This window comes from Microbacterium rhizomatis (assembly GCF_008710745.1).
Taxonomy (GTDB): domain Bacteria; phylum Actinomycetota; class Actinomycetes; order Actinomycetales; family Microbacteriaceae; genus Microbacterium; species Microbacterium rhizomatis.
Genome location: NZ_VYSA01000001.1, coordinates 1297487 through 1324043, shown reverse-complemented (window position 1 = coordinate 1324043; position 26557 = coordinate 1297487). Strand labels below are relative to the sequence as shown.

The following is a 26557-nucleotide window of genomic DNA, read 5'->3' as shown; positions in this document are numbered from 1 at the left end:
CCAGGGTTCGGGGGCGGACGTCTCAGCGCTCCGGAAAGCCGTGCGGGATGCCGGTGCCCGCTGTGAGCGCGTCGACCCGCTGCGCCTCGAGCACGAGCGCCCGGTATTCGCGGTCGCGGCGCACGGCGGCTACTGCGCGAAGCAGCGTCTCAGGGTCGACCGCGGGCAGCGGCGAGACGAAGGGCGCCGCTTCGGCGGCGAGGGATGCGGCGGCCCGCGCCCTGGCCGGGGGTTGCATGCGCTCGGCCTGAGTGACGAACTGCGCGATCCGGCGGGTCAGGCGGTCCGGCAGGCGCGCCACGTCGGCCGTGGCCGCCCAGCCCGTCAGGACGGACGGCGCGCCCGGGAGCGCAGGCGGAAGCGCCGGAACGCGCGTGCGCTCCGAGTAGGTGCCGGCGAGCAGATCGCCGAGCCGCTGCGATCGCGGCGTGAAGGCGCCGACCAGCGCGGCCACCGCGCCCAACGTCATCCAGATCTCGAACACTCCGACCAGGGCCCGGATGAACGCGTGCCGGAATCCGGTGCCTCCGCCGTCCGATCGCACGATCCGGCCGCCGACGACGAGCTTGCCCACGCTCCGGCCGTGCGTGGCGGTTTCGACGGCGGTGGGGATGACCACCATGACGATCACGGCCATCACGATCGAGAGGATCCCGAAGAGCGAGGGCGGCAACGCGCCCTGTGACGCGAGCCACGTGGCGACGAGGGCGAACACCACGAACACGGCGATGCCGATGAGCAGATCGATCAGAGCGCCCAGAGCCCTCAGGAAGAACCCGACCGGCTGCACGTCGAGCGCGACCGCTTCGCCGGTGAGCACCTCGTCCTGGTCGATGTCGATCATCCGGACGGGGGTGACCACGACGTCCCGGGTCTGTGCGTGCGGCATGGGTACAGTAAACCAGTGGACCTGGATGCGTTGGCCGCCGCCCGACGGCACGAGTGGGAGCAGCTGGACGCGCTCGGGCGCACCCGGCGCCCGAGCGGCGCGGAGGTCGATGATCTCGTCACGCGGTACCGTGCGGCATCCGCCGACCTCGCCGACATGAAGACGTCGGCCGGCCGCACGCCGCAGGGCGACCATGTCTCGACGCTGCTCGCCCGCGCGCGGCTGCGGCTGACCGGGAACCCCGACAACGTCCTCCGGCAGATTCCGCGCTTCTTCGCGCTGCAGCTTCCCGCCGCGCTGTACCGCGTGCGGTGGACCACTCTCGTGATCGCCGTGTGCTTCGTGCTCGCGGCCTCTCTCGTCGCCTTCTGGATCTCGGCAGACCCCGCGCTGGTGGCCGCGCTCGGCAGCCGGGCCGATCTGCAGTACTACGCCGAGAACTCGTTCACCGGCTACTACAGCGAGAACCCCGCCGCGGTGTTCGCGGGGACCGTGTGGACCAACAATGCCTGGATCGCCGCGCAGTGCGTGCTGTTCGGCGTGACCGGCGTCTGGCCGCTCATGGTGCTCGTGCAGAACGCTGTCGGAGTGGGCACCGCTGCCGCTGTGATGATCGCGTTCGGGCGCGGCGACGTCTTCCTGCTGTTCATCCTCCCGCACGGGATGCTGGAGCTCACGTGCGTCTTCGTCGCCGCGGCGGCGGGCCTGCACATCTTCTGGGCCTGGGTCGCTCCGGGCGCGCGCTCTCGCGGTGAGGCCCTCGCTGCCGAGGGCCGCTCCCTCGCGACGGTCGCGATCGGGTTGATCTTCGCGCTGGCGCTGTCCGGCATCGTCGAGGGCTTCGTCACCCGTCAGGACTGGCCATGGCCGGTGAAGATCGGGATCGGTGCGGCCGCCCTGGCTGTCTTCCTCGTGTACATGCTCGTCGTCGGCGGCCGCGCATACCGCCGTGGCGAGACGGGCGACCTCGACGAGTACGCCGCCGGCACGCCGAGGCTCGTCGCCGGCTGACCGGGTCGGAGGGGGCCCCGGCATCCGTCCCTTCGCGCCACCCCACCCCCTCCGGCGAGCCACCCCCTCTGCCGGGCAGTTGAGGGGTGGGCGGCGGCAGGGCCTGGTTCGGCGAAGGCATGGAGAGACGGGCGGGGGACAGAGAAAGGACCGGCCGCGTAAGCGACCGGTCCTTTCGTGACGGGGATGCTCCGTCAGGCCTTCTTCGTGCCGTCGAACAGCGCCTTGTAGGCGAAGCCGGCGATCAGGGCGCCGATGATCGGGAACACGATGAACACCCACAGCTGGGCGAGGGATGTCCCCCCGCCGTAGACGGCCGTCGCGATCGAGCGGGCCGGGTTCACCGACGCGTTGTCGATCGGGATGATCGCGAGGTGGATCAGAGTCAGCGTGAGACCGATGACGAGGCCGGCGAAGGTCGTGCCGCGCGTGGAGTGGGTCACGCCGAGGATCACGATCACGAAGATCGCGGTGAAGAGCACCTCGACGATGATCGCCGCCCCGATTCCGAAGCCACCAGGGGATGCCTCGCCGAAGCCGTTGCTCGCGAAGCCGCCGTCCTGGGCCTTGGCCAGCCAGCCGTCGGGACCGAAGAGGCCGATCAGGACGATGAGCGTCGTAGCCACGAGACCGCCGACGATCTGAGCGATGATGTAGCCCAGCACGCCGCTCCAGGGGAAGCGCCCCGCCGCAGCAAGGCCGAACGTGACGGCGGGGTTGAAGTGGCCGCCCGAGATCGGGCCGAACGCGTAGGCCCCGGCGATCACCGTGATGCCGACGGCCAGGGACACACCCGTGAAACCGACGCCGAGCGGAGTGCCGTTTCCGCCGAGACCGAAGTCGGCCGCGAAGAGGGCGGTGCTGATGACGCCGAGCACGAGCAGGAACGTGCCGAAGGCTTCGGCGACGAGTGTCGCTGCGGTCGAAGGCGCGACGGGAGTGTGGTCGAGAGCGGTGGGCTTGATGGGTTCGTCAGGACGAGGATCGCTCATCGCGGATCTCCTTCGCAGTGGAATCGAGCGGGCGCGGCGGCGCCCAATCGGGAGCATAGAGCACTTTCAGCCGATTCTCAGGGACCCGCACCGGGCATCGACATCCTCGTTCACAGTCGTCCTGCGGCCTTGAGTGCCAGGTAGCGATCGGCGATGCGCGGAGGCAACACCTCAGGGGTGTCGGTGAGAGCCTCGCCACCCGCCCGGCGGATCGCCGAGGCGACCCGCTCGGCGTCGCGGATCGCGCGCTCCTGGGCCGCCGCCCGATAGACGTCGTCGGCGGTCGCGTGGGCGGGTGGAAGGTCTGAGCGCAGATCGTCGGTCGCCGCGCCCACGAGCACATGCGCCCGCCGGGTCAGCGCCGGAAGCGATCCGAGCAGTCCGCGCGCGGCCTCGGGTGCATCCTGTGCCGTGAGGACCACGACCAGCGCGGGGCGGGACGAGAGGGCGCGCACCTGGGCGAAGGCGGCATCCCAGTCGGTGTCGATGAGCTGGGCCTCCACCGGAGCCATCGCATCGACGAGCGCCGGGAGGAGTGCCGCGCCGTCGATCCCCGTCACCCGCGCGCGCACGACTCGGTCGAACATCACGAGATGCACGTGGTCGCCGGCGCGGGTCGCGAGAGCGGCGAGCAGCAGGGCTGCTTCCATCGCCGCATCCAGTCGGATGCCGTCGCCCACGCGCGCGGCGGAGGTCCGGCCTGTGTCGATCACGATCACGACATGCCTGTCGCGCTCGGGGCGCCAGGTGCGCAGCATCGTGCTGCCCGCGCGCGCCGTCGCGCGCCAGTCGATCGAGCGCACATCGTCGCCGCGCACGTACTCGCGCAGGCTGTCGAACTCGGTGCCTTGACCGCGCACCTGCACGCTCGTGTTCCCGTCGAGCTCGCGCAGGCGCGCAAGGCGGGAGGGGAGGTGCCGCCTCGATGTGAACGGGGGAAGCACGCGGATCGCACCGGGCACGTCGAGCCGCGCCTGCCGCCCGGCGAGTCGCAGCGGACCGGCGCTGCGCACGACGACGAAAGCGCTCCGCAGTTCTCCACGCCGTCGGGGGAGGAGCGGCACGTCGACCCTGCGTCGCTCGCCTGCGGGGATGTCGAGCGCGAGCCGGTCGCCGGGTGCACCGGCGGTCGGCTGCCACGCGTCGCGCGCCTGGCCGTGGAGGCGCCTGGTTCCGACGTTGCGCACCGACAGGGTCGCCTTCACGGGCTCGCCGAGCCGAACCCGGCGGGGGAGCGCCCGCTCGATCTCGACGGAGCGCGGATCGGCGGCGGCCACGGCATCCGCTCCCGCGACCAGGGTGCAGACCACGAGCCAGCCGAGCGCGGCGAGCCACGCATCCACGCCCGCGACCGAGAGCAGGATCACGGGCACGACGCCCAGGGCGACGAGTACGGGCAGCCTTCCGGTGAGATACATGCCGACTAGATGGGTACGCGGGTCTGCTGCAGCACAGAGCCGAGCACGGCGTCGATCGAGACGCCCTCGAGCTCGGCGTCGGGCCGAAGCCGGATGCGGTGCCGCCAGGCGGGTACGAGCATCGTCTGCACGTGGTCGGGCGTGATGGCGGGGTAGCCGCCCAGCCACGCCCAGGCCTTCGCCGCGGCGAGCAGGGCCGTGGAGGCGCGGGGGCTCACCCCGAGCTGCACCGACGGGCTCTGCCGGGTCGCGCGGGCGAGGTCGACGACGTACGCGAGCACATCGTCGGCGACGGCGACGGATGCCGCGGCCCGCTGCGCCGCGCGGATCCCGTCGGCATTCACGACAGGCTCGAGCCCCGCCGCCGTGAGGTCCTGCGGGTCGAACCCCGAGGCGTGCCGTCGCAGCACCGCGAACTCGGCGTCGCGCGAGGGCATGTCGATCACGAGCTTGAGGAGGAACCGGTCAAGCTGCGCCTCCGGGAGCGAATACGTGCCCTCGTGCTCGATCGGGTTCTGCGTCGCGGCGACGAGGAACGGCTCGGGAAGGCGCCTGCTCACTCCGTCGGTCGAGACCTGGTGCTCCTCCATGGCCTCCAGCAGCGCCGCCTGGGTCTTGGGCGGGGTCCTGTTGATCTCGTCGGCCAGCACGATGTTCGTGAAGACCGGGCCCTCACGGAACTCGAACTCTCCCGTCCGTGCGTCGTACACGAGCGAGCCAGACACGTCGCCCGGCATGAGATCGGGCGTGAACTGGATCCGCTTCGTGTCGAGCCCGAGCGCGCGGCTGAACGACCGGACCAGGAGGGTCTTCGCGACGCCGGGCACGCCCTCCAGCAGCACATGACCGCGCGAGAGCAGGGCGATGAGCAGTCCGGTGATCGCGCCGTCCTGGCCGACGACGGCTTTGCCGACCTCGATCCGCACTCGGTTCATCGACTCGCGCAGGGCGGCATCCTCGTGTGCCGTGTCGGCGATGGCACTCACGGGGGTGTCGGTCATGGTCGGTTCCTTTCCGGGCGTACGGCATTTCGCACCGCCGCCTCGAGATCGCGCAGGCGGTCGCTGAGCGCGACCAGCTCGGCATCGGTGGCGGGAAGTTCGTCGATCAGGATGCCCCGCACCAGCGTGGGCGAGGCGTTCAGCCGAGCGGCAGCGGCGTCGGCGATCTCTGCCGCTGAAGCGGCTGGGCCGAGTCCCAGCATCCGGGCGAGGCGACCGGCGGCGCCGATGCGCACCTGGTCGGCCGCGTGAACGGAGTCGCGCGCGCGGGCGTACAACCGCGCGCGACCCTCGGTCGTCTCCGAGGCGCGCACCGTGACGGGGAGTCGCTCGAGGACGAGCGGGCCGAACCGGCGCCCGCGCCAGATCGCCGCGGCCACGGCCGCCGCCAGGAGCAGCACCACGACGGGGCTCACCCACGGGGGTGTCAGATCGCCGAGGGTCTGCGTCGCTGCCGCTCCATCGGCGTCCTCGACGGCGGGGACGTACCAGACGACGGTGGGGTGCGCACCCAGAAGCCCGATGCCGAGCGCCGCGTTGCCCGCATCGGCCAGGTGCTCGTTCGTGAAGAGCGCGCGCCCGTCGATCGCCGTCACACCGGCGGATTCATCCGTGAGGAGCCCGAAGGAACCGTCGACCGGGTAGCAGGCGGTGACGACCTCGGCGGGGCCGAAGACCACGCCCGGGGTGACGGGTCCTGCGCGTCGCGCCGTCTCCAGGGCGCACGAGGGAGCGACGGGAGTGCCGGGGGCGACTCCGTCCGGATACGACCCCGGCAGCAGCACGCGCAGCCCGCGTGCACGCGGATCGATGAGCACGACGTCGGTCGCGGCATCCGCGACTTCGCGAAGCCTGTCGTCGCTCAGCAGCGGGCTGTCGGCGAGGACGAGCGTCGCGTCGCGGCCGGCCAGCGCGGCCAGCGCCCCGTCTCTCGAGCGCGCGACGGTGACCTCGATCCCGTGCTGGCGCAGGATCTGCGCGAGCGCCCGGGTGCCCTGCGGGCCGGCGGAGTCGGGGTCCAGCGCGTCGCGTTCGGACCACCGGCCGACGCCCGACAGGACCGTGCCGGCGATTCCCACGACGACGAGTGCGACGACGATCGCCACCCACCCAGCCGCGCGGCGGCGACGCGGTGGCTCGCCATCGGGCGGCTGCGACCGCGCCAGGACGGCGGTCGGTTCGACCCGGGTCATCGCGTCACCGCCTCGCGGGCGTCCTGCGTCGGGCGCTGCGCCGACACCGCGTCATCTGTGTCGACGACACGGCGATAGAGGTCCGACGTGCCGGGGCGACGCAGGTAACGCACGTCGTCGAAAGCGGCGGCGGCGGCATCCAAGTCATCGATCGAGCCGGGGAAGCGCCTCCCGGCCGCGCGGGCGAACGAGTGCACCGTGGCTCCCGGGGGCGCATCGACGATCCCGCGCTCGTCAAGACCTCGGGCGAGCGCCCGGAACCTCAGCACGACGGCTGCGTCCCATTCCCCGCGACCGGCGTGGGATGCCGCGTCGCGGCGCAGCTCGGCGGCGCTGCGCCCTTCGGCTTCGCCGAAGAGCGTGGCGGCGGCACGGTGCGAGCGGCGGGTGAGCCGGGGGCGGCCCCAGATCGCGAAGGCGACGATGATCAGCACGACGACGACGATCACGGCGATGACGGCGAGCGCCGAGCCCCACCCGCCGGACACCTGCCCGTCGAACAGGCCCGCGAAGAAGTCGCCGATCGCGCGGGCTGCCCGATCGAACGGGGTGGGCTGTGCGATCTCGTAGGCCCGATCCGAGAGTTCACGCTCGGCCCAGCGCCGCGCTTCGTCGGCGTCGGGCGTCAACGGGGGCGCGTCCGTGCCGGCCCACGCGCCATCGCCGCCCGAAAGCATCCGCCCTACGACCACGGCGACTCGGGGTCGGCGTCGGGATTCCCGGTCGTCTGGCCGGGGGCGGCCCATCGAGTCGGGTCCGGAGGGCGGGTCGGGTCCGGGGGCCGGGGTGCCTCGACGGGGGCAGGGCCGGTCGGCTCGGCGACTGCCGGCGGCGCGTCGGCGGGCGGCGCGTCGGCGGGGGGCGCGTAGGCGGGAGGTGCGTCGGCGGGCGGCGCCGCATACGGGGGCGGCGGCGCGTACGGGGGCGGCGGCGCGTATTGCGGAGCCTGGGCGTATGGCGGAGCGTACGCCTGCGGTGCATACGGCGCCGGCGGATAGCCCGGGTACCCCGCAGGTGCTCCGAACACGGGTGCGGTCTGACGGGGCGCGATCACCCGGCCGATGTTCTCGGCGTAGGGGTCGGCGAGAGCTGTCGCCCCGGCGTCCCGCCGCTCCACATAGGCCAGGAGGTCGAGGTCGAGACCCTCCCTGCGCATGCGGCAGTCGACGTAGATGAGTGCTGTCGCCGTCGCCTGGACGATCACGGCGACGGACTGCACCAGCAGAGTGACGACCTGCGTGAGGACCGAGCCCACGATGAGGGTGATGATCGCATTCGGATCGCTCGCCCCCGTCGGAGCGATCACGGTGCTCAGGCCCGTGGACAGAAACGAGAACGGGATGCTGACGACCTGCGCCACCGCGCCGAAGACGAGCGAGATCAGCACGATGACCCCGAGCGCCGCCCAGAAGCGGCCCCGGATGAGGGTCCACGATCGAACGATCGCGGTGCGGATGCTCGCATGCTCCAGGATGATCGTCGCAGGCACGAGCAGCAGCTTCGTCGAGAGCCAGAGCGTGAGAGGGATCGCGGCGAGCACCGCCAGGACGCCGAGTGCGATGGCCGCGGGAGGAGCGACGAACCCGATCCCCACGAGCGCGGCCGCCACGGCGGCGATCAGCACGAGCGTGGCCAGGACGACGAGGAACGCGTAGCCGATCAGGCGCCACACGACCGGGCGGACCCGTTGCCACAGCATCCGCAGCGAGAGCTTCTCGGCCACGACCGCATGCGCCACCTCGCTGACGACGATGCCCTGCACGATCACGCCGAGAGCGCCGGCGGCGAGCCCGAGCACGAGCCCGGTGATCAGGGTGAGGGCTATCGACCCGGTCATGATCGCCTCGAAGTCATCACTGCCGGGGCGCACGGTGTCGAGGCGGATGAACGACCCCCACGCGACGAGGCCGACCCCCACGAGGACGAGAAGATAGGCGCCGGTCTGCACGCACAGCGCGAACCCGAGGAGCACGCGCGGATTCTGCCGGAGGGCGGCGAACGAGCGGCCCAGGATCGTGCCGAACGAGAGTGGATGAAGCGGGACGATGCCTGGTCGCGATGCCGGCGTCCAGGCCGGGTACGCGGTCACGTGTGCTCAACCACCTGTCGGAACCACCTTCTCTACAGGGGACTTTCTCCGTCGTGGACTCGGCGCGCGATGCCGGCCTCGTCCTATCGTGTCATACGGTCTCGCGCACGCTCGGGGTCTCCCCAGCCACCTTCTATTACTCTGTGAGAGCGGCAGGGGAAGGCGCGCGCACCGTCGCGCACCCCGGTCCGCCGCACATGCCTCACCCGGCAAGAAGGAACCCGCTGTCTATGACTTCACGAATCCTGGTGGTCGACGACGACACCGCCCTGGCAGAGATGATCGGCATCGTGCTGCGCACGGAGGGTTTCGACACCGCGTTCTGCGCCGACGGATCCCGAGCCGTCGAGGTGTGGCGTGAGGAGCGGCCCGACCTGATCCTGCTCGACCTCATGCTCCCCGGGATGGACGGGATCGAGATCTGCACGCGCATCCGGTCGGAGTCCGGCATCCCGATCATCATGCTGACGGCACGAACCGACACAGCGGACGTGGTGAAGGGGCTCGAGGTCGGGGCGGACGACTACATCGTCAAGCCCTTCAACCCGAAGGAGCTCGTGGCCCGCATCCGCACGCGCCTGCGCCCCGCCGCGCAGTCGGTCGCGGAGGTGCTGCGCATCGGCGATCTCACGGTCGATGTGGCGGCGCACGAGGTGAGACGTGGTGACGGCGCGATCGCCCTCACGCCGCTCGAGTTCGAGCTGCTGGTGGCCCTGGCATCCAAGCCCCAGCAGGTGTTCTCTCGCGAGATGCTGCTGGAGCAGGTGTGGGGCTATCACTACAAGGCCGACACGCGCCTGGTGAACGTGCACGTGCAGCGTCTGCGCGCCAAGGTCGAGCGCGACCCCGACAACCCGACGATCGTCACGACGGTGCGCGGCGTCGGCTACCGTGCCGGCACGGTCGTCTGAGGCGATCGTGCCCGGACCGAGCATCGCGCGCCCGTCGACATCGACGTCGGGCATCGCGGTCACGGCCGGCCCCCCTCCGCTGACCGGGTGGCGTGAGTGGCGCGCGTGGCCCGGCAACCTCGCCGCGCTCTGGAAGCGCTCTCTTCGCTTCCGCACGATCCTGGTCACGGTGGTGCTCACCGCCCTCGCGATTCTCATCGCGTGCATCTGGATGGCCTTGGCCATCCAGAACGACCTGTTCCAGTCCCGGCTGCTGCAGGTGCAGACCGACGCGCGTCGCGCCACGACCGCCGCGCAGGGCACGCTGGATTCATCTGTCGTGCAAGGCGACGTCGTGCAGATCCAGAACCTGATGACGAGCGTCCAGAACAACCTCGCCCAGCAGTCCTCGAGCGATTCGATCACGGTGCGCCGCATCGACCGCACTCCCTCAGCCCTCGCCCCTCAGGATTTCAGCTCGGGGGTGCTCAGCGACCAGAACCTGATCAGCGAGAGCCTGCGCTCGTCGGTTCAGGCGAGCCCCCAGAATCAGTGGTGGCAGTCGGTCGCACTCCCGACCGAGAACGGCGTGCTCCCCGGAATCATCGTCGGCCAACAGCTCATCGTCCCCGACGTCGGAGCCTACGAGCTGTATCTCGCGTATGACCTCGGGAGCGCCTCGCAGACGCTCGGGTTCATCCAGGGGACGCTCTGGGTCGTCGGGATCGGTCTCATCCTGCTCATCGGGGCCATCTCGTGGTTCGTGCTCCGATCGGTGACGATCCCGATCGGCGAAGCCGCCGACACCAGCGCACAGCTTGCGGCGGGCGAGCTCGGGGTGCGCCTGCCGGTGCGCGGCGAAGACGAGCTCGCGACGCTCGGGCGCTCGTTCAACGCGATGGCCGACAGCATCCAGTCTCAGATCAAAGAGCTCGCCGACCTCTCGCTCGTGCAGCAGCGCTTCGTCTCGGATGTCTCGCACGAGCTGCGCACCCCGCTCACGACGATCCGGCTGGCCGCCGACATGCTCAACGATCGGCGGGAGGATTTCGATCCCGCGACCGCTCGTGCCGCCGAACTCCTGAACGCGCAGGTGCAGCGATTCGAGACGCTGCTGACCGATCTGCTCGAGATCAGCCGATACGACGCCGGGTCGGTGCAGCTCGAACTCGAGCCCACGAGCCTCGCCCACCTCGCTGAGGACGTGATCGAGTCGATGCAGCAGCTGGCCGATCAGCACGGCACCGACGTCCGGCTCGTCGCTCCGGGCGGGTATTCCCCCGTCGAGATGGATCCGAGGCGCGTGCGACGCGTGGTCCGAAACCTCCTGGGCAACGCGATCGAGCACGGCGAGGGCCGCCCGATCGTCGTGACGGTCGACAGCGACCAGCAGGCTGTCGCGATCGGCGTGCGGGATTTCGGCCTCGGAATGAAGGCGGACGACGTCGACCGCGTCTTCGACAGGTTCTGGCGCGCCGATCCGTCCCGGAAGCGCACGATCGGGGGCACCGGCCTGGGCCTGTCGATCGCTCTGGGCGACGCGCGCCTGCACGGCGGCGAGCTCGCCGTCTGGTCGGAGCTCGGGCGCGGCACCCACTTCGTGCTCACCCTGCCCCGCACAGCGACCCGGGTCTGGGGTGCCTCGCCGATCCCGGTCGACCCCGGCGACGACGGGGCCGCAGGAATCGAAGCGCTCGGACTCACACAGCCGATCGAGATCCCGCGGGATGCTGCGGCCACCCGCGTCGGAGGTGCGAAGTGACCCGGCAGCGACACAAGGCATCGCGCCTCGGCGCCGTGGTCCTGGCGCTCGTCACCGCCGTCGTGCTGACGGCGTGCGCGGGTCTGCCGACCGGGGGCCCCGTCAGACTGGGCCTCGGCGCCGGCGACGACGGCGGGGTGCCCGCATTCGTCTTCGAGCCCGACAGTCCGCAGGTCGGCGCCTCTGCGCAGCAGATCGTCGAGGGGTTCATCCGCGCGGGTTCTGGCCCAGGCCCCACGAACGGCTGGAGCGTTGCCCGCGAATACCTCGCCCCCGAGATCCATGACACGTGGAAGCCGACGACCGGCGTCACGATCGACGACGGCACGCGCGATTACGGTGAGGAGGCCCCGGCCGACGCGACCGCGGCCAGCCCGAGCCCTTCCGCCGACACCACGATCGTCCTCACCCTGACGTCGGTCGCGAGCGTCGATGCGACCGGTGTCTATACGGTCGACGCCGGCTCGACGCGTCTGCTCTTCCGGCTCGCCAAGCAGGCCGACGGCGAATGGCGGATCACCCAGGCTCCCGACGGGATCGTGCTCGACCAGAACGTGTTTCCCAGCGTCTACCACCGTTACTCGCTCATGTTCTTCGACCCGACGTGGCAGTTCCTCGTGCCCGATCTGCGCTGGTTCCCGACGACGAACCCCAGCACGAGCATCGCGGGCGCGCTCCTGGGCGGACCGTCGGTGTGGCTGGCCGGCTCGGTGAAGTCGGCGTTCCCCGACAGCGTCCAGCTGGACGTCCCGTCCGTGCAGGTGACCGACAGCGTTGCGCAGGTCCGCCTGAACCGTGCCACCCTCGCCGTGGACGCGCCCACGCTCAATCGCATGCAGACGCAGCTCGAAGGAAGCCTGAAGACGGCCACCGTGACAGGCGTGCAGATGTCCGTGGGCGGGACGCCGCTGAACGCCACCGCGGTCTCGGTCCGATCGACACAGGTCGACGCCACGCCGCTCGTGCTCACCGCGGCCGGCTTCGGCTACCTCAATGGTGACGCCGTCGGTGGCGACAGCATCCCGGGGCTCTCCGATGCGATCGCCAAGGCCGGCCCCGTCGCGGTGCAGGTCGGTCCCGACCGGGATATGGCTGCGGTGCGGTTCGCGTCGGGATCGGTCGGACGCATCGAGGCGACGGGCGCCCTCGCCGAGCTCGACACCCGGCAGGGTTTGATAGACCCCTCGATCGATCCCTCCGGATTCGTCTGGAGCGTGCCCCGCGACCAGCCCACGGCCCTCGCCGCCTTCGACGACAGCGGCCAGCGGACGGCGATCACCGCAGCGTGGAACGGCGCCACCCAGGTATGGTCCATCGCGATGTCGCGCGACGGAACCCGACTCGCGGCGCTCGTGACGGCCGGCGGGCGATCGGCGGCGTGGGTGTTCGGTGTCATCCGCGATACCGCCGGGGTTCCGCGCCAGCTCGGCGAGCCGCTCGAACTGAGCGTCCCGCCGGGGTCTGGCACCGGCATCGCCTGGCTCGACGACACCACACTCGGGGTCGTCACGTCGTCGGGCGACACGTCGGTCGTGACGGAGCAGCCGATCGGGGGCCCGTCCAGCACCGTCGCCGGTCCAGCCGGTATCACCACCGTGGCCGGCGCCAATCAGACCACGACAGTGCGGATGCGCGATTCCGCCGGTGTCCTGTACGCCAAGCGCGGATCGAACTGGCAGCAGATCGCGACGGGAGTGCTCGTGCTGGCGACACAGCAGGGGTCGCCGCAGGAGTCGCCCCAGGGGCCTGCGCAGTAGCATCGCGCGACATCCCTCCCCAGCGAGCACGGGACGCGGGGAGTGCACGGATGCTGCCGCCCAGCGCCCACCGATTCGGCCACGCCTGCACGATCGTGGCATGAACGTTCCGATCTCGCCCCGTCCCACGGATCCCGCGTGGCTCGCGACCGCGGTGCGCACGGCGCTCGCGCAGGCGATGTCGCTCGCGCTGCCCGTGGAGTGCGCGGGCTGCGACCTGCCCGATGTGGCGCTCTGCCCGCGTTGCCGCGCCGCGCTGGCGCCGGTGGCTCGATCGCAGCGGCTGGGCTCAGGTCTGGCGGTGTGGAGCGGACTGCCGTTCGAGGGGGTCGCCGCGCGCGTGATCCGGGCGCTCAAAGAAGAAGGCCGCACGTCACTGGCGAGGCCGCTCGCGGACGCACTGCGGATCGCGGCGCTCGCCGGTGCCGATGGCGCGGGGGATGCCGCCTTCGTGCCCGTGCCGACCTCACGGGCGGCGTTGCGCCGTCGCGGGTTCCGCGTGGTCGAGCTCGTCGCACGCCGCGCGGGTCTTCCGGTCACGCGAATACTGACGACCCGGCGAGGCACAGCGGATCAGCGTTCGCTCGGGCGCAGCGCGCGCAGGCACAATGTCGATGGCAGCCTCCGCGCCCGCCCTGCCGATGCGCTGCAGGTGGTGATCATCGACGACGTCGTCACGACCGGCGCCACGCTCGAGGAAGCTGCCAGGGCACTGAAGGCGGTCGGCGCCGTCGTGCTGGGCGCCGCGACGATCGCGGCGACGCCGCGACTCGGGAAGCCGTCCGGTGAACGCCGGGTTGCCGCATCCGAAACCCATAGGTGACATGCCGTCCGCCCCGGGATAGCGTGGGAGGACCAAGGCGACTCGCGGTCCGCCCTTGACCCGGCGGACCCGGAACAAGGAGGTCAAGGATGGAAACCAGCATCGTCGGCGTAGGAGTGAGCATTACGGATCGATTCCGTTCGGTCGCCGAAGAGAAGGCCGTTCGCATCGACAACCTCGCGCCACGCGCGCAGCGTCTCGACATCAAAGTCACGCACAGCGCTTACCACAACGGTCATGTGGAAGACGACACCGTCGAACTCACCCTGACGGGCAAGGGCCCGGTCGTGCGCGCAGAGGCCGTCGACGGCGACAAGTTCGCCGCACTCGATCTCGCCGTCGACAAGATGACGGAGCAGCTGCGCCGCGCGAAGGACAAGCGGGTGGATGCGCGCAACCACCCGCGCGGCGCGAACTTCGACAAGGGGAGCGGCGAGCTGCAGGGCATCGACGTGCAGCCCGCCTCCGCGGATGTCCTGCGGGCCGTCGCGACGGGCGAGATCCCGATCGTGGCGGTCGACGACGAGGCCGACTACACCCCGGTCGTGATCCGCACGAAGAACTTCGATGCCGAGTGGATGACGGTGGAAGAGGCCGTCGACCGCATGGAGCTGGTCGGACACGACTTCTTCCTCTTCATCGACGTCCGCAGCGATCACCCGAGCGTCGTCTACCGCCGAAAGGGGTGGGACTACGGCGTGATCTCGCTGACGGCCGCGGCGCCGCCCATCGAGCTCGCCTCTTAGCGCTCGCCCCCAGGGCACGGAGCGCTCCGCGGGGGTGGGGCGCGCTCCGCGGGGTGTCCCACCGGCGAAGCTTCCCGAGCGGCGGCCTTCGGTCGCCGCTCCCGCCAGTCCCGAGCCAGCTTCGCCGGCGGGACACCTCGCTCCGCGCTACCTCCGTCGAGTTCCTCGCGCGGGGTCAGCCGTCGAAGATGTCGCCGAGCAGGCTGCCGATCACGAGACCGCCGAGGATCCCGCCCATGCCGCCCATGCCGCCGCGGCCGCCCTGTGGCGGGCCCCCGCCCCACCCGCCGTCCTGCGGGCGTGACGAGTCGATATCGCGTTGCGCGAGCTGCAGCGCCTCGCTCGCCAGGAGGGCTGCGCGGCGGGCCATCTGGAAGGCGGGCTCGAGTGAGTCCTCACCTCCGGGTAGCGCCTCCATGTCCAGTCGGATGCGCTCCGCCTCAGCAAGGCGCGTCCGCGCGTCCGCTCCGATCCAGCCCCGATGCCCGGCGATGACGCTCCGGGCGACCGCGAGTTGCCGGTCGGCGTCGTCGACGGCATGCCGGATCTGCTCCACCGTGGGCAGGGGATTCGCCGCGCGCTGCTGAGCGGCTGCGATCGCCGCATCCAGAGCCGTGTTCGCTTCGCGCAGCTGCGTGAGTTCGGCGAAGGGGTCGGATTTCGCGCTCGCGGGAGGAAGCGCCGCGAGGGCTTGCTCGAGCGCTCTGGCCGCCGCCGTGACAGCGGGAACCTGCGGGGCTGAACGGGCGATGACCAGGTCGTCCCGGGAATCGTCGACGACGGCGGCCAGCGTGGATTCGGCGCGCAGCGCCTCGATCTCGAAAGACTCCACGGCGTCCAGCAGCACACCGGCTCGTCGTACCGCTTCGGTGGCGGTCTCGAGCGCAAGGTTCGCCTGCTCCCGCTGGCCCGCATCGCGCCGCCGCTCCGACACGTCCGCGCTGTGCTCGGCGAACGCGAGCAGCTGTTCGGTCTCGTCGGGGTTCGCGGCGATCTGCGAGAGCGCCTGAGGGCTGTAGCGTTCGGCGACGCGCGCGACGGTCTCGCGGGCCTGGGGGAGTCGCTCGCGGAAGCGGACAGCATCCATCCGCACTCCCGCGATGATCTCGGGCGCGCGGCGCGCTGTCGCGATCTTGTCGGCGAGCACGGTCGTCTTCGCTTCGATGAGGTCCTCGGCCCATTCGCACAACTGCACGATGCGCGCATTGCGCGTGCGCAGCTCTTCGGCGGTGTCGGGGATCTCGTCGTGATTCAGCTGATGGAGCTGGAACGCCTCGCCCATGTGGTGCCGAACGGACGCGAGCGAGGTGCGCAGCTCAGAGGTGGCGTCGGTACCCAGTTCGGCTTCGGCGAAATCGAGCTCGTCGGTCGTCAGACGGATCTTCTCGTCGGCGGCGACCAGGGCCGATTCGGCGCGACGCGCGAGATCAGCGTCCTGCGCGGCCAGCGCCTGCTGCTCTTCACGTTTGCGCTTGCCCCAGAAACCCGCCATGACTCGATCCTATGAGTGCCTGCTCGGAGCGGCCTGCATACCGGCGGCTCCTCGAGAGCCCCTCAGGACGCTCCGGGGCCGTCCTTGTGTCGCGGCTTCCGCGCAGGGCGGTCATCGCTCTGACGCCGGCCGGGGCCGCCCGTGTCGAGCCGGAGCTGGATGAGCTGGCCCGAGATCCGCGTGCCGGTGAGGCGGTCGAGTGTCTCGCGCGGCAGGTTCGCGGGCAGCTCGACGAGCGAGAAGTCCGGCCGGATCTGGATCGCGCCGAAGTCGCCGCGCCCGAGGCCGCCCTCGTTCGCGAGAGCGCCGACGATCTGACGGGGTTCCACGCGGTGCCGCTTGCCGACGGCGATGCGATAGGTCGCCATAGGTCCGCTCGTCGGCCGGGCCCGACGCTCGGGCCGTTCGCCGCGATCGTCGCGGTCGAATCGGCCAGGTCGGTCTCCGCGATCGCCGCGGTCTTCGAACTCGCGCTTCGGCCGGGCCGGCTCAGGCTCGAGCAGGAGGGGAGATTCGCCCTGGGCGACGACCGCGAGCGCGGCGGCGACATCCACCTCGGGCACGTCGTGGTTGCGCACGTAGTGGGCGATCACATCGCGGAAGCCGTCGATCCGCTCGGTCTGGCCGAGCGCGGCGGTGATGCGGTCGTCGAATCGCGCGAGCCGCGTGACGTTGACGTCTTCGGCCGTGGGCAGCTGCATGAGCGTGAGGGGTTGACGCGTGGCCCGCTCGATGGCGTTGACCAGTCCACGCTCGCGGGGGGTGACGAAGCTGATCGCATCGCCCGAGCGACCGGCGCGGCCGGTGCGGCCGATGCGGTGCACGTACGACTCGGGATCGGTCGGGATGTCGAAGTTCACGACGTGCGAGATGCGCTCGACGTCGAGGCCACGGGCGGCGACGTCGGTGGCGACGAGGATGTCGAGCTTGCCGGACTTGAGCTGGTTCACCGTGCGCTCGCGCTGCACTTGAGCGATATCGCCGTTGATCGCTGCCGCCGAGTACCCCCGCGCGCGCAGCTTCTCGGCGATCTCCTCCGTGGCGCTCTTCGTGCGGGCGAAGACGATCATGCCCTCGAAGTTCTCGACCTCGAGAATGCGGGTGAGCGCGTCGATCTTCTGCTGATACGACACGATCAGATAGCGCTGGGCGATCGTCGCGGACGTCGTGGTCTTGGTCTTGACCGTGATCTCTTCGGGGTCGTTCAGGTACTGCTGCGAGATGCGCCGGATCGCGGAGGGCATCGTGGCCGAGAACAGCGCCACCTGCTTGGTGTCGGGAGTATCGGCGAGGATCGTCTCGACGTCCTCGGCGAAGCCCATCTTGAGCATCTCGTCGGCCTCGTCGAGCACGAGGTACTTGAGCTCCGACAGATCGAGCGTGCCCTTGTCGAGGTGGTCCATGATGCGGCCGGGGGTGCCGACCACGATGTGCACGCCGCGCCGCAGGGCCGACAGCTGCACGCCGTAGCCCTGGCCGCCGTAGACGGGGAGCACGTGAACGCCCTTCACATGTGAGGCGTACTTCTCGAACGCCTCGCACACCTGCAGGGCGAGCTCGCGCGTGGGGGCGAGCACGAGCGCCTGAACGCTCTTCTGCGAGACGTCGAGCCGGTCGAGGATCGGGAGCGCGAACGCGGCAGTCTTGCCCGTGCCGGTCTGGGCGAGCCCCACCACATCGCGGCCCGCGAGCAGCGTCGGGATCGTCGCCGCCTGGATCGCCGAGGGGGTTTCATAGCCGACGTCGCTGAGCGCCTTGAGGACGGCATCGCCCAGTCCCAGGTCGGAGAAAGTCATCGCGGCGGGCTCTGCAGGAGCCTCGGCCTCGATCGAGACATCGTCAGTGGACACAATTCAGGGTAGTGGTTCGCGCCTGAGTGACGACAGGATGCCGCGATCGAGGCATCCGGCACCCGTCATCGGGTCCGCGGGCGGCCTCGTGAGGGTCTCGCCGACGACGGTTCGAGGTTCATCTCGCGGTCGGGATGCTCGGCCAGCAGCGCTGCGACATGGTCGAGCCAGCGCAGCTCCGCCTCAGCGGCGAACACCTGCGAATCGGCGATGAGCGAACGCGCGAACCACAGGGGGCCGGCATCCTTCCCGATCTCGTTCCCGTCTCGGGATGCGCTCAGGGTCTCCAGCCTCGACGCCGTCTCGCGCCGCTGCGCCGCGACGACCTCCGCCGCATCCACGCCCGGGAGGGTCGCGGAGACGGCGATCTTGATCGCCACGTCGCTGCGCGCCGCGGGCGCGCTCTCGCCGGGCCCCGTCAGCCATTCGGCGACCGCGGCGGAGCCGGCGTCCGTGATCGCGTAGTAGACGTGGCCCTGGGGATCGGTCTCGCCCTTGGCGACGAGGCCGTCACGTTCCAGCCGTTCGAGCGTGCGATAGATCTGACCGACGTTCAACGGCCACGTCGATCCGGTACGCCGTTCGAACTCGGTGCGCAGCTGATAGCCGTAGCAGGGCCCTTGGTCGAGAATCGCGAGCAGGCTCGATCGCACGGACATCGTCACTCCGATCGGTCCAGGCAGGTACGGCAGGTGCCGAGTATATGCATGCCGGGCAATCATCGGAGCACTCCTGCGCGGATCATCTCCGCCGCCCTCGGTCCTTTGCCCAGCCCATTCCAAGGTCACGGGCAGGTAACATAGGCCCGTATGCCCGAGCGCTGAGCGCGACGGCTCCGGCGCTTCGACCGCGCCACCACCCGACAGATGGAGTTCCTTCGTGGCCAATCCTCTCGAGAAACTGCTCCGTGCCGGTGAAGGTCGCATCCTTCGCCGTCTCCAGCAGGTCGTGAAGGCCGTCAACGCCCTCGAAGAGGACTACGCCCAGCTCACCGACGACGAGCTCAGGGGCGAGACCGCAGAGCTGCGCACGCGCCTGGCAGCCGGTGAGACCCTCGACCAGCTCATGCCTGAAGCGTTCGCCGCCGTCCGCGAAGCCGCCAAACGCACCCTCGGCCAGCGCCCGTACGACGTCCAGCTCATGGGCGGCGCGGCCCTGCACTTCGGCAACATCGCCGAGATGAAGACCGGTGAAGGAAAGACGCTCACCGCGGTGTTCGCGGCATACCTCAACGCGATCGCCGGCAAGGGCGTGCACATCGTCACGGTGAACGACTACCTGGCGAGCTACCAATCCGAGCTGATGGGCCGCGTCTATCGCACTCTGGGCATGACCACGGGCGTGATCGTCGCGGGGCAGACCCCCGACGTACGGCGCGAGCAGTATCTCGCCGACATCACGTACGGCACGAACAACGAGTTCGGCTTCGATTACCTCCGCGACAACATGGCGTGGCAGTCGCAGGACCTCGTCCAGCGCGAGCATTTCTTCGCGATCGTCGACGAGGTCGACTCGATCCTGATCGACGAGGCGCGCACCCCGCTCATCATCTCGGGGCCGTCATCGGGTGAGGCCAACCGCTGGTTCGTCGAGTTCGCCAAGATCGCCAAGACACTCGAGCCCGGCGTCGACTACGAGGTCGACGAGAAGAAGCGCACGATCGGCGTCCTCGAGCCCGGTATCGAGAAGGTCGAGGACTACCTCGGCATCGAGAACCTCTACGAGTCGGCCAATACCCCTCTCATCTCGTTCCTGAACAACTCGATCAAGGCACTCGCCCTGTTCAAGCGCGACACCGACTACGTCGTGATGAACGACGAGGTCATGATCGTCGACGAGCACACCGGGCGCATCCTCGTCGGACGCCGCTACAACGAGGGCATCCACCAGGCGATCGAAGCGAAGGAGGCGGTGCCGGTCAAGGCCGAGAACCAGACCTTGGCCACCGTCACCCTGCAGAACTACTTCCGCCTCTACGACAAGCTCGCCGGCATGACCGGTACCGCCGAGACAGAGGCGGCCGAGTTCATGTCGACGTACCAGCTGGGTGTCGTGCCGATCCCGACCAACCGGCCGATGGTCCGCAAAGACCAGTCCGACCTCGTCTACAAGAACGAGCAGGCGAAGTTCGCCCAGGTCGTCGAAGACATCGTCAAGCGCCACGAGTCCGGCCAGCCCGTGCTCGTCGGCACGGTGAGCGTCGAGAAGAGCGAGTACCTCTCGCGCCTGCTTGCGAAGAAGGGCATCAAGCACGAGGTGCTCAACGCGAAGAACCACGCGCGCGAGGCCGAGATCGTGGCCCGCGCCGGGCGTCTGGGTGCCGTGACGGTCGCGACCAACATGGCCGGGCGCGGTACCGACATCATGCTGGGGGGCAACGCCGAATTCCTCGCCGTCCAGGAGATGAAAGCCCGCGGGCTGGATCCGATCGACACGGCGGAAGAGTACGAAGCCGAGTGGGAGAGCGTCTACGAAGAGATGCGTGAGCGCGTTGCCGGTGAGAGCACCGAGGTCGTCGCCGCAGGCGGCCTCTACGTGCTCGGCACCGAGCGTCACGAATCACGCCGCATCGACAATCAGCTGCGTGGTCGCTCCGGCCGTCAGGGCGACCCGGGCGAGAGCCGCTTCTACCTGTCGCTGACGGACGACCTCATGCGTCTGTTCCAGTCGGGTGCGGCCGAGGCGATCCTCGCGCGCACCAACTTCCCTGACGACGTCGCGATCGAATCGACCATGGTCTCCCGCGCGATCCGCAGCGCGCAGACGCAGGTCGAGGCCCGCAACGCCGAGCTCCGCAAGAACGTCCTGAAGTACGACGACGTCCTGAACCGACAGCGCGAGGCGATCTACTCCGACCGTCGGCACATGCTCCAAGGCGATGACATCGCCGACCGCGTGCAGCACTTCATCGAGGACGCCATCAACGCCGTCATCGATGACCACACCGGCAGCGGGCACACCGAGAGCTGGGACTTCGACGCGTTGTGGACCGAGCTGAAGACCCTCTACCCGGTCAGCGTGACGATCGACGAGGTCGTCGCCGAGGCCGGCACGAAGGGCCGCATCACCACGGACGGGCTCAAGCGCGAGATCCTCTCGGACGCGAAGATCGCCTACCGCGCGCGCGAAGAGAACCTCGGCGCAGCCGCGACCCGTGAGCTCGAGCGTCGCGTGGTGCTCCAGGTGCTCGACCGCCGCTGGCGCGACCACCTGTACGAGATGGACTACCTCAAGGACGGCATCGGCCTGCGGGCGATGGCACAGCGCGACCCGCTCATCGAGTATCAGCGCGAGGGGTATCAGATGTTCCAGGCGATGATGGGCCAGATCAAGGAAGAGTCCGTCGGCTACCTGTACAACCTCGATGTCGAAGTCCGTCGCCCGGTGGACGGCGAAGAATCGATCCCGCAGGTCGAGGCGAAGGGTCTGGGCGCCGTTCCCGTCGAAGGTCAGCGGCTCGAGTACTCGGCGGCCAATGATGCCGGCGAGGTCGAGGTGCGCAACGACCGCGGCCAGGTGCAGCAGGGGTCGACGAACCGCGTGCGGCAGGCCGCTGCCGCTGCTGCGGCTGCGTCGAAGGCGCCTGAGCCCGCGCCCACGCGCGGAGCGTTCGGGCAGCGCACCGATACGCCCGCCGCAGCGCCGGCTCCGCAGAATCGTTCCGAGCGGCGCGCCGCCGACAAGCGCAAGTAACCGGCGGCCTTCGCCCGGTCCACGGCCCGTCGATTGGCCGCATCAGCCCGGGACTATCCTGAATCGATGAGCCCCCTCCGCACGCTCGACCAATCGTCGAAGCTGAAAGACGTCCTCTACGAGATTCGCGGGCAGGCGCTCGTCGAGGCCGGGCGCCTCGAGGCGGAGGGCCATCGCATCCTCAAGCTCAATACGGGCAATCCCGCCGCCTTCGGATTCGACGCTCCCTTTCAGATCGTGCGCGACATGATCGCCGCCATCCCTCATGCGCACGGCTACAGCGAGAGCCGTGGCATCCTCTCGGCTCGTCGGGCGGTCGTCTACAGGTACGAGCAGTTGACCGGCTTCCCCACCGTCGACCCCGACGATGTGTTCCTCGGCAACGGTGTCTCCGAACTCATCACGATGACGATGCAAGCGCTTCTCGACGAGGGCGACGAGGTTCTCATTCCCGCCCCGGACTACCCCCTGTGGACGGCGATGACGAGTCTCGGCGGCGGAACGCCGGTGCACTATCTGTGCGACGAGCAGAACGGGTGGCAGCCCGATCTGGAAGACATCAGGTCGAAGATCACCCCCCGTACCAAGGCGATCGTGGTGATCAACCCCAACAACCCCACCGGCGCGGTCTACTCCCGTCAGGTACTCGAAGGCATTGCCGAGGTCGCGCGGGAGCATTCGCTTCTGCTGCTCGCCGACGAGATCTACGACCGGATCCTGTTCGACGGTGCTCAGCACATCCCGATGGCCACCGTCGCGCCCGATCTGCTGTGCCTCACCTTCAATGGGCTCTCCAAGACGTACCGTGTTGCCGGCTACCGGTCGGGGTGGCTCGTGATCACCGGGCCGAAGGCCCACGCCGCCGGATTCCTCGAGGGGATAAACCTGCTCGCCTCTACCCGGCTGTGCCCCAACGTCCCCGCCCAGCACGCCGTGCAGGCCGCGCTCTCGGGTGTGCAGTCGATCGACGCGCTGATCGCGCGGTCCGGGCGGCTGCACGAGCAGCGCGACGCCGCGTGGCAGGGCCTCGAGGCGATCCCGGGCGTGACGTGCGTCAAACCTGAAGGTGCGCTGTACGCGTTTCCGAGATTCGATCCGGAGGTGCACGAGATTCGCGACGATGCGAAGTTCGTGTACGACTTCCTCGTGGCCGAGCACGTCCTCCTCGTGCAGGGGACCGGCTTCAACTTCCCCACTCCCGACCACGTGCGGATCGTGACCCTGCCCGAATCCAGGGTGCTCACCGAGGCGATCGAGCGGCTGGGCAACTTCCTGTCGTCGTACCGGCAGTAGCCGCCCCGGTCAGAGCAGGGCGAGTGAGGTGGCGCGCCGGCGCCGATCCAGACCCTCGAGCCGGATGGCGACCGCCCGCGTACGGGCGGGCCCCGCAACGATGACGACGGACTCCACCACGTGGTCGCTCGGGGCCGAACAGTGCACCGAGAGGATCGCGTGAACGGCACGGGATGCCGGAACCCCGCGTGCGCTGCGTGCGCGCGTCGCGAGGTTCGCCCGGGTGACCAGCTTGCGGTAGGCGTCTTCCGTCATCCAACGAGCCAGCTGGTCGACCTCTCGCACACCTGCGAGCACCTCGAGCACACCACGCGTGAGGTTGCGGAGAAACGGCTCGGGATCGGGGAGGAGATCGAATCGGGTGCGCTGTGTTGCGAAGAACTCGGATATCTCGCGTGCGTCGCCGAAGAGGGACGAAACACGATCGGGGGCTGCCGGCGTGGACGCCATCGGATACCTGTCTCTGTGTGGATGTCAGAATATTAGAACTCGAAATATATCACCTATTACTATGGCTGCAAACTGTGGAAAGACCGCGACACTGTCCCGAAGATTCGCCTAGGGTCTCTGGAGTGCGTTGGGATCGCCTCTTCGAAGATCTCGAAGACCAGCTCTGCTCCGAGTGGGAGGCGGAACGCGCTGCGCTCGACAGCGAGGCCGAACGTCTCCGCCTGTCGCGCGTCATGCTGCGCGATCGCCTGCGCGCGATCGCCTCGCGCGACCGCGCGCAGGTCGTCGCGTCCTTCGAGCTCGTCGACGGGACGATCTTCTCCGGCGAGGTATCGGGTGTCGGTGCCGACTGGGCCGCGATCGACCCGACGGGTCAGCACCGGGGCATCGTCGTTCCGTTGAGCGCGATCTGCGCGATCGGGATGCCGCATGCCGACCTTCTGCGCTCAGCACGCCCCGTAGAAGGGTCTACGGCGCTCGCCGATCGAATGACGTTCGGATTCGTACTTCGCGACTTCGTGCGCCGACGCCTGGCCGTGACGATCCATCGTGTCCATGGCGCCACGCTGGCCGGAACGATCGATCGCGCCGGAGCCGATCATCTGGACATCGCCCTGCACGACCCGGGCGTGTCGCGCAGGGCCGAGCTGGTGAGCGGTCACCGCATCGTGCCCTTCGGAAGCGTCGCCTGGGTCCGGCCGGAGATCGCGTCCCCGCTCATCTAGGGGGTATCGGCAGGCAGCGACCGAACCGGGCGGCCACAAGCCGGGGCGGGGCGATGGCGAGTGGAAGAGCGTGCGCGGCGCGGCGGCAGCCGGCCCCGCACGTGATCAATCGGGATTGCGGATGACGCCTGTCCCCCATAGCTCGGGGAAGCTCGCGGCGTTGGACTGCTCCCACAGCGCCATGCGGCGAACCTCCTCAGCTCGATCGTCGAGGTAGGCGGCGAGGCTGCTCTGCTCCACCCGCCACTGGGGAGGAACGCCTACTCGCACACCGCGGATGCTGCCGTCGATCACCAGCGCGATCACTTCGTCGACGGACACATTGAGCACTTCAGCCACCTGGGCGGGAGCGAGCATGCGCGCCTCGGGCGACGGGCTTTCGGGCATCCCCCCATTATCGTCGAGACCTGTCGTGCGGTCCGAGGCGACACCCCATTGTGGATAACGCGCGAGGCCCTCGGGGCGATTAGGCGACGATGGAGCGCATGACAGTGCTCGATACCTCCACCCGTCGACGACCGCGTGCCTTCTGGAGCGACGCACGATTCCTCCTCGGAATCGTGCTCATCGCGGCATCCGTGGCGGGTGTGTGGTTCGTGGTCGTCTCGGCGCGCCAAACCGTGCCGGTCTTCGCGGCCGCGCGCACGATCGTCCCGGGGGAGAGTCTCTCGGGCGATGCCATCCGGGTGGTCGAGGTCGCACTCGGTCAGGCCGGAGAGGCATATCTCGCCCCCACGGCGCGGCAGGAGGATCAGGTGGCGACCCGCACGATCGAGGCAGGTGAGCTCGTCCCGCAGAGCGCCGTGGGGTCGCTGAGTGCCTCGAGCGTCACGACGGTGGTCGTGCGGAGCACGGTCGACGTCCCCTCGTCCGTCGCCATCGGTACCGACGTGGAGCTCTGGTCGGCGCCGCGGCTGGAGGGCGGGGCGTACGACAGCCCGCGCGTCCTGGTGGGCGACGCGACGGTGTCATCGATCGCGCAGGACGAACCGATGATCGGTGGAGGCTCGTCCGCGCTCGAACTGGTGATCCCGCGTGAGGACGTCGCCGCCGTGCTGTCCGCGATGGCAGCGGAGGCTGCGCTGTCGATCGTGCCCGCGGCCGGCGCCGGCCGATGAGGGTGCTCGTCGCGGTGGACGGACCGCGCGGCGAGGTCCTTGCCGACGGACTCGCGCGAGAACGGGTCGATGTGCTCGCGACGGTCCCGGCATCCGCTCTCGCGCACGCGGCGGCCGCGGTCACGCGCGACGCAGACCGCGTCGCCAGTTCTTCGACGGTGGTCCCGCACGTCGCAGAGGCGGATGCCATCGTGCTCCACGTCACGCGTCACAGCCTCACGGCCGACGTCGTTGCGCTGTGCGATCGGCTCGGAGCGCGCATCCTGCCGCTGTGCGACACGGATGCCGACACCCGGCTCGCAGAGGCGTTCGGTCTCGGCCCGGCGATGACGCTGGACGCCGAACCCTGGCGGATCGCGGAGATGTCCGGCTCGGCTCCGGCCCCGATCGCGCGGCGAGCTGTCGTCGTGCGGGCCGCGCCCGTGATCGCGGTCTGGGGTCCGGCCGGTGCGCCCGGTCGCTCGACGGTGGCGATCGAGCTGGCGATGGAGCTCGCCAGGGGCGACCGGCGGGTGGGTCTGGTGGATGCCGACACGCACGCCCCTTCGATCGCGCTCGCACTGGGCATGGCCGACGAAGGCCCCGGGTTTGCCGCGGCCTGCCGGCAGGCCGCGCTCGGCGGACTCGACTCGCGCGAACTCACCCGGATCTCCACGCCGCTGGAGGAGGGGGTTGAGGTGCTCACCGGCATCAACCGCCCTTCGCGCTGGCCCGAGCTCGGCGAGGCGCGCGTGACGACCGCGCTCGCCGCATGCCGGGACTGGGTCGATCACACCGTGATCGACGTCTCCTCATCGCTCGAGCGCGATGAAGAGATCATGAGCGATCTGAGCGGTCCCCGCCGCAATGCCGCCACCCTGGCGTCGCTGTGCGCTGCCGATCTGGTGGTCGCGGTGGCCGGTGCCGACCCGGTCGGCATCGCCCGCTTCATCCGCGGCTATGCCGACCTGCGGGCGGCGATCGGCTCCACGCGTGTCGTCGTGGTGGCCAATCGCCTCCGGCCGGGTTCGCTGGGTGTCGACGCGCGCGGACAGATCCGCCGCGCGCTGGACCGATTCGCGGGGATCGAGGATGCCTGGTTCCTGCCCGCTGACCCGCGCGCGGCGGATGCCGCGCTCCTGGCCGCCCGCCCGATCGCGTCGGTCGCTCCGCGATCGTCATTCACTCTCGCATTGCGGAGATTCGTCGGGGAGGCTGTCGCCCCCGTTGCCGCGAATCCGGCCGATCCCGATCCCGGTCCCGATCACGATCCCGGCCGCGAACGGCGACGCGGGCTCCGTCGCCGTGTCCGTCCCGCGCACGAAGTGGACGAGCAGGTACGTCCGGCCGGGACCACGCACTCGGAGGATCGCATCAGACTCTAGG

The 26557-nt window shown here is 69.9% G+C and carries 23 protein-coding genes; 11 read left to right on the top strand and 12 right to left on the bottom strand.

Features of this window, described 5'->3' with window-relative positions; genetic code table 11:
- Positions 1-22: 22 nt before the first annotated feature.
- Positions 23-889, bottom strand: a complete 867-nt coding sequence (locus F6B43_RS06350) for an RDD family protein (RefSeq protein ID WP_246159816.1) — start codon at positions 887-889, stop codon at positions 23-25.
- 15 nt (positions 890-904) lie between these two features.
- On the opposite strand from F6B43_RS06350, the gene F6B43_RS06345 reads away from it, so the two are divergent.
- Positions 905-1900 carry a stage II sporulation protein M gene (locus tag F6B43_RS06345; RefSeq protein WP_150447980.1) on the top strand — a complete coding sequence of 332 codons (996 nt, stop codon included), beginning with the start codon at positions 905-907 and terminating at the stop codon, positions 1898-1900.
- A gap of 194 nt (positions 1901-2094) precedes the next feature.
- On the opposite strand, the gene F6B43_RS06340 is transcribed toward F6B43_RS06345, so the two are convergent.
- From F6B43_RS06340 to F6B43_RS06315, 6 genes are all read right to left on the bottom strand, one after another.
- Positions 2095-2892, bottom strand: a complete 798-nt coding sequence (locus tag F6B43_RS06340) for an aquaporin (RefSeq protein ID WP_150447979.1) — start codon at positions 2890-2892, stop codon at positions 2095-2097.
- Between the two features lie 110 nt (positions 2893-3002).
- Positions 3003-4310 (bottom strand): DUF58 domain-containing protein, encoded by a 1308-nt coding sequence (locus tag F6B43_RS06335; protein WP_150447978.1) that lies wholly within the window; start codon positions 4308-4310, stop codon positions 3003-3005.
- A gap of 5 nt (positions 4311-4315) precedes the next feature.
- Entirely contained in the window at positions 4316-5311 is a 996-nt protein-coding gene (locus tag F6B43_RS06330) for an AAA family ATPase (protein ID WP_150447977.1), read from the bottom strand.
- Entirely contained in the window at positions 5308-6504 is a 1197-nt protein-coding gene (locus tag F6B43_RS06325) for a DUF4350 domain-containing protein (RefSeq protein ID WP_150447976.1), read from the bottom strand. Before F6B43_RS06325 ends, F6B43_RS06330 begins: the two co-directional genes overlap by 4 nt.
- Positions 6501-7133: a DUF4129 domain-containing protein gene (locus F6B43_RS06320; protein ID WP_170285571.1), complete on the bottom strand. Its 633-nt coding sequence runs from the start codon at positions 7131-7133 to the stop codon at positions 6501-6503. The genes F6B43_RS06325 and F6B43_RS06320 overlap by 4 nt, the downstream gene beginning before the upstream one ends.
- Before the next feature lie 53 nt (positions 7134-7186).
- The gene (locus F6B43_RS06315) at positions 7187-8593 is read right to left on the bottom strand and encodes a DUF7847 domain-containing protein (RefSeq protein WP_211368034.1); all 1407 of its coding nucleotides are present in this window, start codon (positions 8591-8593) and stop codon (positions 7187-7189) included.
- A gap of 230 nt (positions 8594-8823) precedes the next feature.
- On the opposite strand from F6B43_RS06315, the gene mtrA reads away from it, so the two are divergent.
- The 5 genes from mtrA (at position 8824) to hpf (ending at position 14571) form a co-directional block, all read left to right on the top strand.
- A complete protein-coding gene (gene mtrA, locus F6B43_RS06310) occupies positions 8824-9504 on the top strand; it encodes an MtrAB system response regulator MtrA (RefSeq protein WP_150447974.1) in 681 nt (226 codons plus the stop codon).
- Positions 9505-9511: 7 nt separating this feature from the next.
- Positions 9512-11245: an MtrAB system histidine kinase MtrB gene (gene mtrB / locus F6B43_RS06305; protein WP_425486803.1), complete on the top strand. Its 1734-nt coding sequence runs from the start codon at positions 9512-9514 to the stop codon at positions 11243-11245.
- Positions 11242-13002 (top strand): LpqB family beta-propeller domain-containing protein, encoded by a 1761-nt coding sequence (locus F6B43_RS06300; RefSeq protein ID WP_150447973.1) that lies wholly within the window; start codon positions 11242-11244, stop codon positions 13000-13002. Before mtrB ends, F6B43_RS06300 begins: the two co-directional genes overlap by 4 nt.
- Positions 13003-13102: 100 nt before the next feature.
- On the top strand, positions 13103-13825 hold the full coding sequence (locus F6B43_RS06295) for a ComF family protein (RefSeq protein ID WP_150447972.1): 723 nt from the start codon (positions 13103-13105) through the stop codon (positions 13823-13825).
- An 89-nt stretch (positions 13826-13914) separates the two neighbouring features.
- Complete coding sequence (gene hpf, locus F6B43_RS06290; protein WP_150447971.1) at positions 13915-14571, top strand: ribosome hibernation-promoting factor, HPF/YfiA family; 657 nt, start codon at positions 13915-13917, stop codon at positions 14569-14571.
- Positions 14572-14746: 175 nt separating this feature from the next.
- Here hpf and F6B43_RS06285 read toward each other — a convergent pair whose 3' ends face one another.
- The 3 genes from F6B43_RS06285 to F6B43_RS06275 form a co-directional block, all read right to left on the bottom strand.
- Positions 14747-16063 carry a hypothetical protein gene (locus F6B43_RS06285; RefSeq protein WP_150447970.1) on the bottom strand — a complete coding sequence of 439 codons (1317 nt, stop codon included), beginning with the start codon at positions 16061-16063 and terminating at the stop codon, positions 14747-14749.
- A gap of 62 nt (positions 16064-16125) precedes the next feature.
- A complete protein-coding gene (locus tag F6B43_RS06280; RefSeq protein ID WP_211368084.1) occupies positions 16126-17859 on the bottom strand; it encodes a DEAD/DEAH box helicase in 1734 nt (577 codons plus the stop codon).
- Positions 17860-17978: 119 nt separating this feature from the next.
- Positions 17979-18572: a PadR family transcriptional regulator gene (locus F6B43_RS06275; protein ID WP_150447968.1), complete on the bottom strand. Its 594-nt coding sequence runs from the start codon at positions 18570-18572 to the stop codon at positions 17979-17981.
- A 220-nt stretch (positions 18573-18792) separates the two neighbouring features.
- Here F6B43_RS06275 and secA point away from each other — a divergent pair, with 220 nt between their 5' ends.
- Both secA and F6B43_RS06265 read left to right on the top strand, forming a co-directional pair.
- Positions 18793-21606: a preprotein translocase subunit SecA gene (gene secA / locus F6B43_RS06270; RefSeq protein WP_150447967.1), complete on the top strand. Its 2814-nt coding sequence runs from the start codon at positions 18793-18795 to the stop codon at positions 21604-21606.
- A gap of 66 nt (positions 21607-21672) precedes the next feature.
- A complete protein-coding gene (locus tag F6B43_RS06265; RefSeq protein ID WP_150447966.1) occupies positions 21673-22899 on the top strand; it encodes a pyridoxal phosphate-dependent aminotransferase in 1227 nt (408 codons plus the stop codon).
- A 9-nt stretch (positions 22900-22908) separates the two neighbouring features.
- On the opposite strand, the gene F6B43_RS06260 is transcribed toward F6B43_RS06265, so the two are convergent.
- On the bottom strand, positions 22909-23349 hold the full coding sequence (locus F6B43_RS06260) for an Rv3235 family protein (RefSeq protein WP_150447965.1): 441 nt from the start codon (positions 23347-23349) through the stop codon (positions 22909-22911).
- A 122-nt stretch (positions 23350-23471) separates the two neighbouring features.
- On the opposite strand from F6B43_RS06260, the gene F6B43_RS06255 reads away from it, so the two are divergent.
- A complete protein-coding gene (locus F6B43_RS06255; RefSeq protein WP_150447964.1) occupies positions 23472-24074 on the top strand; it encodes a hypothetical protein in 603 nt (200 codons plus the stop codon).
- A gap of 105 nt (positions 24075-24179) precedes the next feature.
- Here F6B43_RS06255 and F6B43_RS06250 read toward each other — a convergent pair whose 3' ends face one another.
- Positions 24180-24461, bottom strand: a complete 282-nt coding sequence (locus F6B43_RS06250) for a helix-turn-helix domain-containing protein (RefSeq protein WP_211368032.1) — start codon at positions 24459-24461, stop codon at positions 24180-24182.
- Between the two features lie 98 nt (positions 24462-24559).
- On the opposite strand from F6B43_RS06250, the gene F6B43_RS06245 reads away from it, so the two are divergent.
- Entirely contained in the window at positions 24560-25192 is a 633-nt protein-coding gene (locus F6B43_RS06245; RefSeq protein WP_150447963.1) for an SAF domain-containing protein, read from the top strand.
- Positions 25189-26556: a CpaE/TadZ family protein gene (locus F6B43_RS06240; RefSeq protein WP_150447962.1), complete on the top strand. Its 1368-nt coding sequence runs from the start codon at positions 25189-25191 to the stop codon at positions 26554-26556. Before F6B43_RS06245 ends, F6B43_RS06240 begins: the two co-directional genes overlap by 4 nt.
- The last annotated feature ends 1 nt before the right edge of the window (position 26557 follow it).

Excerpts from the sequence above, each read along its gene's own strand:
- F6B43_RS06250 (WP_211368032.1), bottom strand. The coding sequence starts at position 24,461 with ATGCCCGAAAGCCCGTCGCCCGAGGCGCGCATGCTCGCTCCCGCCCAG.
- F6B43_RS06330 (WP_150447977.1), bottom strand. The coding sequence starts at position 5,311 with ATGACCGACACCCCCGTGAGTGCCATCGCCGACACGGCACACGAGGAT.
- F6B43_RS06350 (WP_246159816.1), bottom strand. The coding sequence starts at position 889 with ATGCCGCACGCACAGACCCGGGACGTCGTGGTCACCCCCGTCCGGATG.
- F6B43_RS06280 (WP_211368084.1), bottom strand. The coding sequence starts at position 17,859 with ATGACTTTCTCCGACCTGGGACTGGGCGATGCCGTCCTCAAGGCGCTC.
- F6B43_RS06285 (WP_150447970.1), bottom strand. The coding sequence starts at position 16,063 with ATGGCGGGTTTCTGGGGCAAGCGCAAACGTGAAGAGCAGCAGGCGCTG.
- F6B43_RS06295 (WP_150447972.1), top strand. The coding sequence starts at position 13,103 with ATGAACGTTCCGATCTCGCCCCGTCCCACGGATCCCGCGTGGCTCGCG.
- F6B43_RS06325 (WP_150447976.1), bottom strand. The coding sequence starts at position 6,504 with ATGACCCGGGTCGAACCGACCGCCGTCCTGGCGCGGTCGCAGCCGCCC.
- hpf (WP_150447971.1), top strand. The coding sequence starts at position 13,915 with ATGGAAACCAGCATCGTCGGCGTAGGAGTGAGCATTACGGATCGATTC.
- F6B43_RS06265 (WP_150447966.1), top strand. The coding sequence starts at position 21,673 with ATGAGCCCCCTCCGCACGCTCGACCAATCGTCGAAGCTGAAAGACGTC.
- F6B43_RS06245 (WP_150447963.1), top strand. The coding sequence starts at position 24,560 with ATGACAGTGCTCGATACCTCCACCCGTCGACGACCGCGTGCCTTCTGG.
- F6B43_RS06240 (WP_150447962.1), top strand. The coding sequence starts at position 25,189 with ATGAGGGTGCTCGTCGCGGTGGACGGACCGCGCGGCGAGGTCCTTGCC.
- F6B43_RS06335 (WP_150447978.1), bottom strand. The coding sequence starts at position 4,310 with ATGTATCTCACCGGAAGGCTGCCCGTACTCGTCGCCCTGGGCGTCGTG.
- mtrA (WP_150447974.1), top strand. The coding sequence starts at position 8,824 with ATGACTTCACGAATCCTGGTGGTCGACGACGACACCGCCCTGGCAGAG.
- F6B43_RS06340 (WP_150447979.1), bottom strand. The coding sequence starts at position 2,892 with ATGAGCGATCCTCGTCCTGACGAACCCATCAAGCCCACCGCTCTCGAC.
- F6B43_RS06260 (WP_150447965.1), bottom strand. The coding sequence starts at position 23,349 with ATGGCGTCCACGCCGGCAGCCCCCGATCGTGTTTCGTCCCTCTTCGGC.
- F6B43_RS06275 (WP_150447968.1), bottom strand. The coding sequence starts at position 18,572 with ATGTCCGTGCGATCGAGCCTGCTCGCGATTCTCGACCAAGGGCCCTGC.